Origin of the sequence: Rhodococcus sp. NPDC057529, from assembly GCF_042802055.1 — a bacterium.
Lineage (GTDB): Bacteria > Actinomycetota > Actinomycetes > Mycobacteriales > Mycobacteriaceae > Rhodococcus_F.
Genome location: NZ_JBHVEY010000020.1, coordinates 131,217 through 144,130 on the forward strand (window position 1 = coordinate 131,217; position 12,914 = coordinate 144,130).

Here is a 12,914-nt window from a genome sequence, read left to right on the forward strand (position 1 = left end):
GCCGGCGGCACCGCTAACGGACGCGGTCGAGGGTGCCGTCTCCGTCGCGGCGGCGGCGTCGACGTCGAGTTTCGCTGCCGCGGGGCTGCCGGTGGGTGCCCTCGGCCAGCCGATCCAGTCGCTGGCTGAGGACGGTGAAGACGACCGCGCCGGCAAGGAGTCCGAGCGCGGCCCGCCAGATGCCGCCCCGGTGATACGACTCCTCGAACAGCTCGAAGGTCAACGCGGTGATGAGAGCGCCCGCGGCGAACGCCAGCATGCCGGCGAGTACGCGTTTGGGAATCGTGAACCGTCCGCCGACCAGGGCCCCGATGACCAGGGCGCTGGAAGCGATCAGTCCGAAGATCAACGACTCGATGATCACGGCACTCCTTCATCTTCGCCCAGCAGACCCGGACAACACGTCCGACGAGTTCCGAGTACCCCGATTCCGAGGCCAACGCGGGCACCAGGATTCGTGGCCTCGTCGGTGGTGAGGACTTCTCTGTCGCCTACTCCGGTGGCCGGGTGCGCTGGTGCGCGGTGAGCAGCAGATGATCGAACCGGGTGCGCAGCCCGGTGTCGGGTTCGAATTCACCGAATCCGGCGACGATCTGTTGGGCGAGGGTGCGGAGCCGGGTATTTGATTCCTGTGAGCGCCAGGTCAGGATGTCGAACGCACGGTCGGCGGGGATGCCGTAGACCAGCATCAGCGCGCCCTTGGCCTGCTCGATCACCGCCCGCGATTGCTCGATTTCGGCGACGGTTTCGTCGACGGAGTCTTTGACGTCGCTGCGGTGGGAGTCGGTGATGTCGATGTAGAACCCGGTCGTACCGATCACCGCATCGGTGTCGTCATGCAGGCGGTCGCCGACGACCACGACCTGGTGGATTTTGCCGGTAGTGTCGATGATGCGGTGTTTGCTGCTGAACGGTTCGGCATCGTTGATCATCCGGTCCAGGACCCGGGCGACGTGCGGGTGGTCCTCGGGGTGTTTGTGGGAGAGCAGCAGTTCGGTGGTCGGGGTGACCTCGCCGGGCCGGTAGCCGTGCATGCGGGCGACGGTGTCGGACCATTCCCACCGTTGCCCGTCCAGGAAGAAGCGGAAGCTGCCCACCCGTTGCGGCTCGCCGCCACCGAACACCTGTTCTGAATTCACGCCTATTTCTATCGCACCGGCGCTCGGGCGCCGCAGGACGGCAGGGAAACAACAACACTTTGCCCGGCAACAGTAGGACCCATCGCTGGGGTGGTCGACCGAGCCTCGGATCAGGCCAGTCGGTTGGCCGCCACCCGGGACCATCGCGTACGCGGTCGCCGTGCGCCGATGGGCGGGGCACTCGATGGTCATGGAGTCGGCGGCCGACGGCCGGACATGGCCGCACAGCTCGCATCCGCGCACGATGACCACACGTGGGTTCGCATCGACGCCGGGATCGGGCGGGCTGCGATGACCGCACCTGGGTGGGGCTTGCGCAGCCTGGCTGGTGCGACTTCTCCGCTGCGCCGCAGAGCGGGAAGGCCTCGCGACGGCGCCGAGGGCGCGACTGACGTCGCGCCGACGGCGCCGAGGGCGCGACTGACGTCGCGGCACCCACCGCCATCTCCAAACAGGGTGGCCGCACTGCGGTGCACCGATCTCGACCGCTCCCGTGACCGTCCCGAACAGGCGCGTGCCGCATCTCTGCCGGGGTCGAACAAAATGCCCGGGCACGCGGGACAAATCGACCTCGAGGTGGACCGGGCTCCCGATCCGTGTGGGCCGTAGCTTTGCTGACGGACCGCGCTTCGCGGCCCGTCGCCGGTATCAGACCAGTGCGTCACTCCTGGGGGCGGTGGCTCGCGGCCGAGGCACAGCTCGGGCACAGGGTGAACTCGTTGAACGCCCAGCCATTGACCTGCGCAGCGTTGGTCGCGGCGCCCCGATCCTCGGTCCCGGTGCGGTATCGGTGATCGCACCGATCGCAGCGCACTTCCCACGCCCCGGACCCTGCGCGGAGCATCACCGATTCTCCTCCTTCGACAGTCGAGGACGACTCGGGAATACCCGGCGACTACACTCGCGAACCCTCCCATCTGTGCGAGCCCGGCCCAGTGACAAAGCCCTCCGATGGATGGCACGACTTGACTGCACCGGCAGCGAGTCGCAACCTTGCTCTGTCCGATGTGTGATCGTTTCAGGCTCGCCGGCCCACCCCGGTCGCGAATTCCCGCACCCTGTTCGTGAGGGTGTCGGGCTGAAGTGGCGGTGTGGGCAGCCCGGCACCGTCGTGGAATCCGAGCAGGAACTCGCGGAGAACCTCGTTCGGTGGATGCCGAGGTGTCCAGTCCAGTTCCTCGTGAGCTCGAGAGCAGTCCATCAACGGAAGCTGAAGTACTGTGTCGAACAAACCGGGGGAGGCGGGCACGGCATGGAGGTGCCAGCCCACAGCCACGGCGGAGCGGATGATCGAGGGCGCGACTCGGACACGGCGAGCGCCGAATTCTTCTGCGAGGAACGCACCGTCCACGGGCGGCGAGGCAGCCAGATTGAACGCCCCGCGTACGGGATTGATCACCGCTGCCGCGTACGCGGTGGCTGCGTCCTCGGTGTGGAGCACCTGCACCCGCAGGTCGTCGACGACGGGCGCCAGCGGAATGCGATCCGGGTGGACGAGTCGGCGGGGAAGCAGCGGCCCGAGGAACAGTCGCCGTTGCGTGGTCGCCGATTCGCGTTTGAAGATGAATCCCGGGCGCATTCGCACGACGCGGACGCTCGGATGCCGGTTTCGTACGCGTCGAGCCATCGCTCGAGGTACGCCTTCTCCCGGGAATAGGCCGCTGTGGGCCAGCCGTGGGTCGGCCACGTCTCGTCGACCGTCGCGTCGGAGGGGCCGGGGGAGTACGCGGCCACCGAGGACGCATAGACGAGGGCCGGGACCGATTCGTCCGCCACCGCCTCGAAGACCCGGATCGCACCGAGAACATTATTGTTCCACGTGAACTGGGGCCGATGCGTGGGCTGGAACAACCACGCGAGATGGACCACGACGTCCGCGCCGCGCACGATCTCGTTCATGTCGTCGAGGGCCGCGTCCGCGGTGAGCAGTGTGGTGCGTGCTGGGTTCTGGCTGCTCGGTCGGCGTGCGACGCCGACGATCTCGGCAATCGCCGACTTCCGGCTGAGCGCATCGACCGCACTGGTTCCCACATTGCCGGTCGCGCCGATCACGACGACCTTCAGTCCACGCGAGCTGCTCATGTCGACCCGAATACCCCTCATAGAGAACGGTAACCGCCCATCGAGTCTGCGGCCGCGAGCAAACCGCAGGATAGACGTGGCCGGTTCGCAATGCCGGGACCGGCCAGGTACTTTCGCTTCGGATTCTTGCCGGAGCGTGGTCCGACCCGGTGCGTAAACAATCGCGGGTGGGGTACTCGCCGGGTCAGCCCAGTTCGCCCTGCCCGGCAGCTGGGCGCGGCTCCGCCGGCCGGCGCTGGCCCGCGGAGCCGCCTTGTGCTGCGAAGGTAGTCTCGTGCCCGTCCGGCCGGGCTTGCAAAGGATTTCGGGGACGGGTGGGTGTGTTGGATCCGGGAGTGTAGGGTAAGCGGGGTGGCATGAGCACAATCACCGAAGCCATCGACGTCGATGTCCCGATCCGGGTCGTGTACGACCAGTGGACACAATTCGAATCCTTTCCGCAGTTCATGGCGGGGGTTCGGGAGATCCGCCAGCTCGACGACACGCACGTGCAGTGGGTGATCGATGTGGCGGGCCAGGTCCGCGAGTTCGACGCCACCATCACCGAGCAGCACCCGGACGAACGGGTGGCCTGGACCTCCGATTCCGGTCCCAACCACGCCGGGGTCATCACCTTCCACCGACTCGACGACGAGAAGACTCGGGTGACCGCCCAGATGGACGTCGACCCGGAAGGATTCGTGGAGAACGCCGCCGACAAACTCGGCGTTCTCGGTCACCGAGTCAAGGCCGACATGAAGAAGTTCAAGGAGTTCATCGAACACCGCGGACACGAGACCGGTGGCTGGCGTGGGGAGGTCGACCGACCCACCCCCTGACTCACAGGATCTCGTGATGACAGTGCACTGCAGTGGCTTCCGAACAATCGGGACAGCCCGGGCGAACGGGACCCGGGAGGAGAGCAGCGCTCGGCGTTCACAGTTCGGTACAGCGGATGGCGGAAACGGTGGTGAACAGGGTGAGCGCCCGGCCGCAGACCACCACCGAGTTACGGGTCGCGGCGGCCCGGGATCAGCTGCCGATCGTGCGGGCGGTGGCGCGGACGTTGGCCCGCCGGCGCGGTTTCCTGCTCACCGAGATCGCGGACATCACCCACGCGATCGACGAGGTGAGTACCGCGCTGATCGACGCGGCGACGCTCGGTTCTGCACTGCGCTGCTCGTTCGTCGTATCGGGATCTGCGTTCCTGCTGACCAGTGCAGTCACCTCGCGCCGAGGCCTTTCTCGGTACCCCGGTGCGCGGTGGCGCTCCCTCGCGGCAGTGACCGACCGCGTGCTGACCACCGACCTGCTGGGGGAGAAATCGGGCGAGCGCGAAGTTGTGGTGGCGTTCATCAAACAACGCCGCGGACACACCTGAGGCGACCATCGCCGGCCGGCCACCCCGCTGGTGCCCGCGGATGGCCCGGCTCTGCGGGTATCCGATACATGACTTGCCACTGATTGGAGAGTTCCATGAGCGAACACACCCCACACACAATCGATTACCCCGGTCGCACCGCGGAGATGGCCGAAGAGCCGCAGGACGAGATGCGCGCGTACCGAGGCAACGACTTGCTCAAAGGTAAGCGGGCGCTGGTGACCGGGGGCGACTCGGGAATCGGCCGCGCCGTGGCGGTGGCGTTCGCGAAGGAGGGCGCCGACGTGGCCATCGCCTACCTCGAGGAAAGCGAGGACGCGGCCCACACCGCCGAGTTGGTCGAAAAGCAAGGGCAACGCTGCCGCACCTTCGCCGGCGACCTGGCCTCGCCGGCGCACTGTCGTGACGTGGTTGCCCGCACGGTCTCGGAATTGGGCGGGCTCGACATCGTCGTCAACAACGTCGCCTATCAGGAACCGGTCGACGACTTCCTCGAGTTAGCCGAGGAGCAGTGGCGGCGCACGTTCGCGGTGAACATCGACAGCTACTTCCACGTCAGCAAGGCGGCGGTACCGCATCTCGGCCGGGGTTCGGCCATCATCAACACCGGTTCGGTCAACGGACTGCGTGGGAACAAGTCGCTGATCGACTATTCCGCGACCAAGGGTGCGGTGACGGCGTTGACGTATTCGTTGGCTCAGACCTTGCTGGACCGCGGAATTCGCGTCAATTGTGTTGCTCCCGGACCGGTCTGGACACCACTGATCCCGGCGACCATGGACGAGGAGAAGGTCGCGGAGTTCGGAAAGCAGGCCCCCTACGGGCGGGCCGCGCAGCCCGATGAGATCGCGCCGTCGTACGTGTTCTTCGCTTCCGGTCTGCTGTCCTCGTACTACTCCGGGGAAGTGCTCGCCCCGCTCGGGGGTGAGACCCTGCCGGGTTGACGGCGTGCAATTCCAACGTCGGCCGTTGCGGGCCGAAGTGTTCGTGTGCGCTGTGCGGCATCGGGGGATACGCGCCAGGGTGGTACGAAAGGGCGCCGTCCTCATTGTCCGCACCGTCTCGGCGTCGAACACGTCGGTGTAGATTCGGCTCGGGCGGGCGACGTTCATGGGCATCCGGGCAAGGTGGTTGATCCCATCGAGCAACATGTCGGCCCCGGTCTGGTTCCGGCACTGGTGATCTCGTGTATCAACCCATCGCTTCTCGCTGTGCGGAGCCTCGGCGATCGCCGGTGGCCGTCGGGCGAATGCAGCGGAGCGGGGTGTGCGGCCGATCTGCAGGCCGTCTGGGGGAGTGAATCGGACCGCGGCGGGCACTGGGTATGCATGTTGGCGCAGCGCGGTTCCCGCGCGTGCGCGGCGTGACGCACGGTGTGCCCGTCATCATCATCCGCGACGGAATACCCGACTCGGACCGCCTGCGCACCGAACGGATGTCGCTGGACGACCTGATGGCGGATGCCCGGCAGAAGGACATCCGCCGGTTCGACGACATCGAACTCGCCGTGCTCGAGACCAACGGACGCGTCTCCTTCTTCACCCGCGCAGACCGCTCGGACGACGGCGCGCCGAAACAACCCGGCATCGGGTGAAGTGCGGATTGGTCCTGGTGGTCGCCCAGAGACTTCGCGCACCTGGTCTGAGATCTCCTTGCCGCAGGATCCCTAGCATGGACGCGGATCGCGGACGCACTCGACCTCGCGGCACCACATTCATCGCGGGGTCTGGACGACCACCCCCGACCCATGCTATGCATGAGTCATGCATGATAGTCGCACGGCTAATCTCCTGGGCGCCGCGGCTCTGGCCGTGAGCGATCTCGTTCTCACGAGCGTCACCAGAAGAGGCCAGGTAAGTCCGAGTGGGGCCGCCGCACTTGTGGTCTTGTCGGCGACCCCCGACCTGAGCGTGACGGAACTCGGCCGGCGTGTAGGCCTGACCCAATCGGCCGCGGCACGCATGGTCGAGTCACTCGAGGCCAAGAATCTGGCGCAGCGCAAACGCGGTGCGGGACGGGAAAGGGCGGTCGCCCTCACTTCGGACGGGCGGCGCGCGGCGCGTGACGCCCGGGGGGCCCGCGGGGACGGACTGGCCACACTGCTGGCGACACTCGACGACGAAGAACGCGAGGCGCTGGCCGGGGTGCTGGACAAACTGCTGACTCGGATCTACCAGGATGTGCGCGACTCGGAATGGCTCTGCCGGCTCTGCGATCGCCGGGCATGTACCACCGACGCGGTCTGTCCGGTCGGCCACGCCGAAAAAGTGGCCGACGGGTAACCCGGATGGGACCTGTCCTCGCGCTCACCTCGGCACTCTTCTACGGCATCTCCGACTTCACCGGCGGTCTGCTGTCCCGTCGCGCCCATTTCGTGCAGGTCGCGGCCGTAGGTCAGGCCGGTGGACTCCTGTTCACCGTCGTCGCCGCCACGGTGGTCGGCTCCCCTGGCGTTCCGGCGTCGATCGACCTGGCCTGGGGCGCCCTGTCGGGGATCGGCACCGGAGTGGGCATGCTGTTTCTGTTCCGTGGTCTCAGTCGTGGGGCGATGAGCGTGGTGGTACCGATCAGCGCGGTCTGCGGCATCGCCGTGCCGGTCCTGATCGGAGTCGCTGCACTCGGTGAGCGCCCGTCCACGCTGTCCTGGCTCGGCATCGTGATCGCCGTTCCCGCACTGTGGCTGGTCGCGCACACCGGCACACACGCCGGCCCCGCGCTGCCGGCCGCAGCCGTCGATGGCCTCATCGCAGGAATCGGCATTGCCGTGCAATATATTTCGCTTTCCCAGGCCGGCGCGGAGTCAGGATTGTGGCCCGTTGCCGCCGGGCGGGTCGCAGCGATCCTCACCATCGTGCCACTGCTGCCGACTGCGGGAGGCGCACGCATCCGGCGGTCCCGTCACACCGTGCCGGCGGCAGCGGCCACGGGCGCGGCAGCGGCTCTTGCGCTCATTGCGTATCTGCTCGCCACGAGGGAGCAAATCGCCGTCGTCGCCGTCGCGTTGTCCTCCCTCTATCCCGTCGTCCCCGTCCTGCTCGGCGTCACCGTTCTACGAGAACGCCTCATCCCGAAACAGGCAGCGGGACTTCTCGCCGCCGCGTCCGCCGTCGCACTTCTCGCCACCAGCTGACCCACTCACGCGGCGGAACTCGGTCGCCGTCGGCGTCGATGACGGATCGAACACCGTCGCCGTGTGGGTGTGGCACATCCGGGTACCCGGATGTCACAGGCGTCTGCTCGAACGCCGTAAAGGCCGTATTCCACGGAAGGTCGTGACCATGACCGCTCAGCCTCCGGATCCCGATCCGGCGAACACCCCCGATCTCGAGCCGGGCGGCGGCGTCCCACAAGGGTCTACCCCTCCGGACTCCGCACAGACCTCGGGGCTGTCCGAGCACGAACCGCGCACCAGTTGGTCGTTTCCACCGACCGGCATTGCCACGATGGTGGTCATCGGCGTGTTCGTCGTGGTATTTGTGGCGATCGCGGTCCTGCTGGTACTCGATATCGTCGGAGTCTTCGACTGAGATCCCCCTGGTAGCGGTGCACCCGTGACGGCGGATTGCCGCCGTGCGCGGTGTCCCCATTCGGTAACGGCCAGAACTCGATCCAGCCGTACGTCCGCGTCTTCGTGTCCGTTCGCAGCCACGCCAGGTCAGATGCCGGACACGGAGCGCCGCGGTGCGTCGGTGCGGCGTGCGGCGTGCGGTAGTCAGGTGTCTGGCAACGCGCACTTCTCAGCGACGCGCGCATCGCCGAAAGGCCCTGTGGGCAGACAACACGACGAGAAACCGCAGTCAAACCCGTCAGGAACCGATCCTCTCGGCTAGAGCACCCCCACGGCGCCGGGCACGATCCGCCGCCGAGAGGTCTATGAGTGCTGGCGGCCGCGGATCACCACGATCTCCTCACTGCGTTGATCGGCGGAGATGACGCCGCGGGCCGCGAGCATGTGACGGCGTGCGGTCAGGACGGGACCGAAGGGAATCTCCCGCCGCGCCACGACATCGACCTGCAGACCCTGCTCCTCGAGCGTGACGAGGGTCTTGTCCACCCCGCTCAACGCCGACTGGGCCAGAAGCAGCGTTCCCCCGGAGGCGAGGAGATCAGGAGCCTCTGTACAGATCCGGTCGAGGAGTGCTCGCCCGTCGGTGCCGGCATCCCAGGCCCGCGCCACGCCGGTCTCGGGAAGCCGGTCAGCCTGAGCGGGCACGTACGGCGGGTTGGAGATCACCAGATCGAAGCATTCGTCGCGGACCGGCGCGGTGAGGCTTCCCCGCAGCACCCGAATCGTGTGCCGGTGCATCCGAGCGTTGAGCCGGGCATTGAGCACGGCGCGGCGCGAGATGTCGATCGCGGTGACACTGCCCGCCCCCAGCCCGGCGGCCCGCACGGCGAGCGCTCCGGTGCCGGTACAGATGTCGAGGACCCGCGACAGCGGAGTCAGTGGATGCTAGACCAGGGCACCGGCGAGGAGCCACGTATCGTCCTGTGGGGGATAGACACCCGGAATCCGCAGAAACATCGACAACTCCTCACCCATTCCTCGCCGAAACCACATTGGGTCACCGTTGAAGGGCGTGTTCGAGTAGGAACAGGGCATGGTCGGTGGTCGATTCCACCATCACGCCCGGATCCCCGTCGAAGTGCCGCACTTCGGTGCGCGTGTCACCGCCGGCGAAGACCCCGAACCACACCGTGCCCGGAGGCTGTCCATCCTGACTCTGGGGTCCGCCGACACCGGTGACCGCCACCGCCAGGTCCGCGCCGAGCAGTCCGGCCACCGTCGTGGCCATCGCACGCGCACTGGGTTCGCTGACCACGGGACCGTCAGGGACTTGCAGCAGAACATGTTTCACGGAACTGGCGTAGGCGACGATGCCGCCCCGGTACCACTCGGACGATGACGGTGCGGCACCGAGGACGGTGGAGATTCTCCCGCCGGTCAACGATTCCGCGGTGGCGACGGAGAGGTGCCGATCACGCGCTGCTGCAGAGATACGTTCGGCACGCTCGTCACAGCTGCTCATGCGCTGCACTCCAGTACTGCTGCGCGGCGCCCGGACGACCGAGACGGTGCAGCGCGTTTGCGCTCGTCATGCCGGTTGCGAGCACAATGACCAACAACACCACGTTGAGCATCTGGCCTCCACCGTCTCTCCCAGTTGGTGCCCCTCGAACTGTAGTTTCCTGACGTGGCAGTCTGTCGGCCTCCGCTGCAGACGCGCCGAGACCGTGCATCCGGTCGTGCGTGGGCCCCGCGCCGGAGCTGTGGTGATGCCGGCCTGCGAGGAGCGTCGGGTTGGAGGGTCGAAATGCACGAAATAACCTGCAGCAGTTGTCCAGACGATGGAGACAAATCGCCACCCGGTCACCGGCAGTGATTCCGCCGCTTGCCGCCGACGTCGTCGCCGCCACGACATGTGGTGTGCTTGCGGCAGTATGTGCTTGCGGCAGTATCGGTCCTACCCGCCCCGGCAGTTGAGAAGCATCAGTGGTTGCGCAGCGCCTTGATCAATTCTCCCTTCCGCTTGGATGAATAACCGGACAGACCGACCTCTTTCGCCTTCTTCTTCAGCTCGTCAACGGTCCAGTCCTCGTAGGATGACGACTTGCCGCCCTTGCGGCCGGTACTGGACCGGCCACGATTGGCGGCAGCGTTCGCGATCCGCGCCGCCTTCTCCTTCGACGCACCATCCTTCCGTACTTCCTCGTACACCTTCTCGTCCTTGATCGATGACCGCGGCATAGTGCTACCTCCTCGACTCATTGCTGCTCACCGAATACCCGGAACCGCCGTTCTGTACCAATCGGGCACCGGCGCGTTAGCCTGCACTACCGGGATCTCCGCTACCAAGGCGGCTCGGTGTGCTCGATATCGGCTCCAATCGACTCGGCACATACGACGAACGGGCAACGGCGGGGGTGTTGCAGCGCACCTCACCGCTCGGGGATTTCCTGTGTTTCGGTTCGGCTCCGTACCCATAACGGGGCGGGACCGGTATCGGCGAACGCGATGGCCGCGCTGGCGGGTTGCGTCACACCTGGCGTTCCCAGACCCGGTGGGACTTCATCAGCGCAGTGATGCCGTGAAGCAGCGCGGACGCGTCGTCGGCGATCACGATGCCCGGGGCATCGGCCGGGATTGCGGCCGTCTCGAGAAGTCCGCGACCGGCGGCCCATGTCCCGATCGCCTTGCAGTGCCGGAACGCCTCGGTGAGCAACACGTGTACCCGCGGGTCCGACGCCGGCGCCGCGATGAGGATGGCGTCGAACTCCACCGACCGCATGGTCAGGAACGTGCGGGACACCGGAACCGCGCCCTTGCCCGATCCCAATGTGCCGCCGTGGGGTCCGATGACGAGCGGCACCATGGCCTCCTTGTCGATCTTCTCGACCACGTCGGCGACCTCGGACAGATCCGACTCGTCGTCGGCGACGATGCCGATGATCCGGCCGTCCAGCGGCCACTCGGCGCCGACCTGTGACAGGGCCGGGCTGGGGGTCGGCGCAACGTCGTAGGCGACGGTCGGCTCCGGTGCGGGCAGGCCGAGCCCTTCGGCGACCGTCGCGCACAGGTCGGGGTCGATGTTCGCGAGGACGCCGAGGGCGCGCTCCTTGATCGCCTGCTCGTAGCACTTGCCCAGCTCGAACGTGTAGGCCTGCGCGACGTGGGTCTGCTCGACCGGGCTGAGACTGGCGTAGAACAGTCGGGCCTGGGAGAAGTGGTCGTCGAAGCTCGCGGGCGCGGCCCGGCGTTTCGTCGACTCCGGCATCGGCACCGGCACCTCCACGAACGCCGTGTCCGCGCCGGCCAGGAACGGGCAACCGGCGTCGAGGGAATTGGGCCGATACGGCGCGACACCCGGATGGACCCCCGACTGGTGCATGCCGTCGCGCAGCATGTCGTTGACCTCGGCGTGGGGCCGATTGATCGGTATCTGCCCGAAGTTGGGCCCACCGAGCCGGCTGATCTGGGTGTCGAGGTAGGAGAACAGCCGCGCCTGCAGCAGCGGGTCGTCGGTGACGTCGATCCCCGGGACGAGGTGCCCGGGATGGAACGCCACCTGCTCGGTCTCGGCGAAGAAGTTCGTCGGATTCGCGTCGAGCGTCATCAGCCCGATCGGCTGCACGGGGGCCAGTTCCTCGGGCACGATCTTGGTCGGGTCGAGCAGATCGATGCCCTCGAACGTCTGGTCCGGGGTGTCCGGGAACGCCTGGATGCCCAGCTCCCATTCCGGGTACGCACCGGATTCGATCGCGTCGGCGAGGTCGCGGCGATGGTAGTCGGGGTCCATGCCGTTGACGATCTGAGCTTCTTCCCACACCAGGGAGTGCACACCGAGTTTCGGCTTCCAGTGGAACTTCACGAGCGAACTCTCGCCCGCCGCGTTCACCATCCGAAACGTGTTGACGCCGAAGCCTTCCATCATCCGGTACGACCGCGGGATGCCGCGGTCGGACATGTTCCACAGGGTGTGCGCGGTGGCTTCGGTGTGCAGCGACACGAAGTCCCAGAACGTGTCGTGCGCGCTCTGCGCCTGCGGAATCTCGCGATCCGGGTGCGGTTTGGCGGCATGGACGATGTCGGGGAACTTGATGCCGTCCTGGATGAAGAACACCGGGATGTTGTTTCCCACCAGGTCGAAGGTGCCTTCTGCGGTGTAGAACTTGGTCGCGAATCCTCGGGTGTCGCGGACGGCGTCCGCCGACCCCCGGGAGCCGAGGACGGTGGAGAACCGGACGAAGACCGGCGTCTCGACGTCCTTGCCGAGGAATGCGGCCTTGCTGATCGGGTCGGCGGAACCGTATCCGCGGAACACCCCGTGCGCGGCCGCGCCGCGTGCGTGCACCACCCGCTCCGGGATCCGCTCGTGATCGAAGTGTGTGATCTTCTCCCGCAGGTGGTGGTCCTGGAGCAGGGTCGGTCCCCGCTCGCCGGCCTTGAGGGAATGGTCGGTGTCGTACAACATCGCGCCCTGCGCCGTGGTGAGGTGCGCACCCTGCTGGCCGCGGGCGGTGTCCGGGCCCTCGACGGGGTGCCCGGTCGCGGTGCCCAGCACCGGAGCCCGCTGATCGGGCTTGGGGGGCGACGGCTCGGTGGGTTCGGTGGGTTCGGCGACCGTCGGAGTGCCCGCCCCGGGCGCCCCGGGAAGGACAGGGTTCTTCTTCGACACGGCGTAGCTCCTCGCTGGAAATCCGTGGGATTCGGTGCCGCATCGTTGCTGAACGGTCCGCTCATGTCTGAGTGCCCACACGTTCGCGAAACAAATCAGGATGGGCGCCGCACCAAACCCTCCCCCTGTAGAGAGATGCGGTTTCGTGTTCGCGTC

12 protein-coding genes and 3 pseudogenes are annotated in these 12,914 nt (G+C 67.0%); 7 read left to right on the forward strand and 8 right to left on the reverse strand.

What is annotated here, in order from left to right:
- Window positions 1–13 precede the first annotated feature (13 nt).
- The 3 genes and pseudogenes from ACFU5V_RS32060 to ACFU5V_RS32070 all read right to left on the reverse strand — a co-directional run bounded on the left by ACFU5V_RS32060 (window position 14) and on the right by ACFU5V_RS32070 (window position 3,221).
- Window positions 14–364, reverse strand: a complete 351-nt coding sequence (locus tag ACFU5V_RS32060; RefSeq protein ID WP_378703959.1) for a hypothetical protein — start codon at window positions 362–364, stop codon at window positions 14–16.
- Window positions 365–491: 127 nt separating this feature from the next.
- Window positions 492–1,139, reverse strand: a complete 648-nt coding sequence (locus tag ACFU5V_RS32065) for a PAS and ANTAR domain-containing protein (RefSeq protein ID WP_378703961.1) — start codon at window positions 1,137–1,139, stop codon at window positions 492–494.
- Between the two features lie 1,018 nt (window positions 1,140–2,157).
- Window positions 2,158–3,221, reverse strand: a pseudogene (locus ACFU5V_RS32070) (NAD-dependent epimerase/dehydratase family protein).
- A gap of 356 nt (window positions 3,222–3,577) precedes the next feature.
- Between ACFU5V_RS32070 and ACFU5V_RS32075 the strand changes: the two are divergent.
- The 7 genes and pseudogenes from ACFU5V_RS32075 to ACFU5V_RS32105 all read left to right on the forward strand — a co-directional run bounded on the left by ACFU5V_RS32075 (window position 3,578) and on the right by ACFU5V_RS32105 (window position 8,108).
- Window positions 3,578–4,039, forward strand: coding sequence for an SRPBCC family protein (locus ACFU5V_RS32075; protein ID WP_378703962.1), 462 nt, complete (start codon window positions 3,578–3,580; stop codon window positions 4,037–4,039).
- A 131-nt stretch (window positions 4,040–4,170) separates the two neighbouring features.
- Window positions 4,171–4,581 (forward strand): anti-sigma factor, encoded by a 411-nt coding sequence (locus tag ACFU5V_RS32080; RefSeq protein ID WP_378703964.1) that lies wholly within the window; start codon window positions 4,171–4,173, stop codon window positions 4,579–4,581.
- A 95-nt stretch (window positions 4,582–4,676) separates the two neighbouring features.
- Complete coding sequence (locus ACFU5V_RS32085) at window positions 4,677–5,525, forward strand: SDR family oxidoreductase (RefSeq protein WP_378703966.1); 849 nt, start codon at window positions 4,677–4,679, stop codon at window positions 5,523–5,525.
- A 395-nt stretch (window positions 5,526–5,920) separates the two neighbouring features.
- Window positions 5,921–6,175: pseudogene (locus ACFU5V_RS32090) on the forward strand (YetF domain-containing protein); the annotation flags it as partial.
- Window positions 6,176–6,344: 169 nt separating this feature from the next.
- Entirely contained in the window at window positions 6,345–6,863 is a 519-nt protein-coding gene (locus ACFU5V_RS32095; protein WP_378703968.1) for a MarR family winged helix-turn-helix transcriptional regulator, read from the forward strand.
- 5 nt (window positions 6,864–6,868) lie between these two features.
- Entirely contained in the window at window positions 6,869–7,711 is an 843-nt protein-coding gene (locus tag ACFU5V_RS32100; RefSeq protein WP_378703969.1) for an EamA family transporter, read from the forward strand.
- 148 nt (window positions 7,712–7,859) lie between these two features.
- Window positions 7,860–8,108: a DUF6480 family protein gene (locus ACFU5V_RS32105; protein ID WP_378703971.1), complete on the forward strand. Its 249-nt coding sequence runs from the start codon at window positions 7,860–7,862 to the stop codon at window positions 8,106–8,108.
- A 344-nt stretch (window positions 8,109–8,452) separates the two neighbouring features.
- Here the strand turns inward: ACFU5V_RS32105 and ACFU5V_RS32110 are convergent.
- The 5 genes and pseudogenes from ACFU5V_RS32110 to ACFU5V_RS32130 all read right to left on the reverse strand — a co-directional run bounded on the left by ACFU5V_RS32110 (window position 8,453) and on the right by ACFU5V_RS32130 (window position 12,758).
- Window positions 8,453–9,106, reverse strand: a pseudogene (locus ACFU5V_RS32110) (HemK2/MTQ2 family protein methyltransferase).
- Window positions 9,107–9,146: 40 nt separating this feature from the next.
- Entirely contained in the window at window positions 9,147–9,611 is a 465-nt protein-coding gene (locus ACFU5V_RS32115) for a CinA family protein (protein ID WP_378703973.1), read from the reverse strand.
- The gene (locus ACFU5V_RS32120) at window positions 9,598–9,723 is read right to left on the reverse strand and encodes a hypothetical protein (RefSeq protein WP_378703975.1); all 126 of its coding nucleotides are present in this window, start codon (window positions 9,721–9,723) and stop codon (window positions 9,598–9,600) included. Before ACFU5V_RS32120 ends, ACFU5V_RS32115 begins: the two co-directional genes overlap by 14 nt.
- Window positions 9,724–10,072: 349 nt before the next feature.
- On the reverse strand, window positions 10,073–10,330 hold the full coding sequence (locus ACFU5V_RS32125; RefSeq protein ID WP_378703976.1) for a Rho termination factor N-terminal domain-containing protein: 258 nt from the start codon (window positions 10,328–10,330) through the stop codon (window positions 10,073–10,075).
- Window positions 10,331–10,619: 289 nt separating this feature from the next.
- Window positions 10,620–12,758, reverse strand: a complete 2,139-nt coding sequence (locus ACFU5V_RS32130) for a catalase (RefSeq protein WP_378703978.1) — start codon at window positions 12,756–12,758, stop codon at window positions 10,620–10,622.
- Between the last annotated feature and the right edge of the window lie 156 nt (window positions 12,759–12,914).

What these genes read in the sequence shown, in the direction of transcription:
- ACFU5V_RS32115 (WP_378703973.1), bottom strand. Translation starts at nt 9,611, where the DNA reads ATGAGCAGCTGTGACGAGCGTGCCGAACGTATCTCTGCAGCAGCGCGT.
- ACFU5V_RS32085 (WP_378703966.1), top strand. Translation starts at nt 4,677, where the DNA reads ATGAGCGAACACACCCCACACACAATCGATTACCCCGGTCGCACCGCG.
- ACFU5V_RS32125 (WP_378703976.1), bottom strand. Translation starts at nt 10,330, where the DNA reads ATGCCGCGGTCATCGATCAAGGACGAGAAGGTGTACGAGGAAGTACGG.
- ACFU5V_RS32075 (WP_378703962.1), top strand. Translation starts at nt 3,578, where the DNA reads ATGAGCACAATCACCGAAGCCATCGACGTCGATGTCCCGATCCGGGTC.
- ACFU5V_RS32105 (WP_378703971.1), top strand. Translation starts at nt 7,860, where the DNA reads ATGACCGCTCAGCCTCCGGATCCCGATCCGGCGAACACCCCCGATCTC.
- ACFU5V_RS32095 (WP_378703968.1), top strand. Translation starts at nt 6,345, where the DNA reads ATGCATGATAGTCGCACGGCTAATCTCCTGGGCGCCGCGGCTCTGGCC.
- ACFU5V_RS32120 (WP_378703975.1), bottom strand. Translation starts at nt 9,723, where the DNA reads ATGCTCAACGTGGTGTTGTTGGTCATTGTGCTCGCAACCGGCATGACG.
- ACFU5V_RS32100 (WP_378703969.1), top strand. Translation starts at nt 6,869, where the DNA reads ATGGGACCTGTCCTCGCGCTCACCTCGGCACTCTTCTACGGCATCTCC.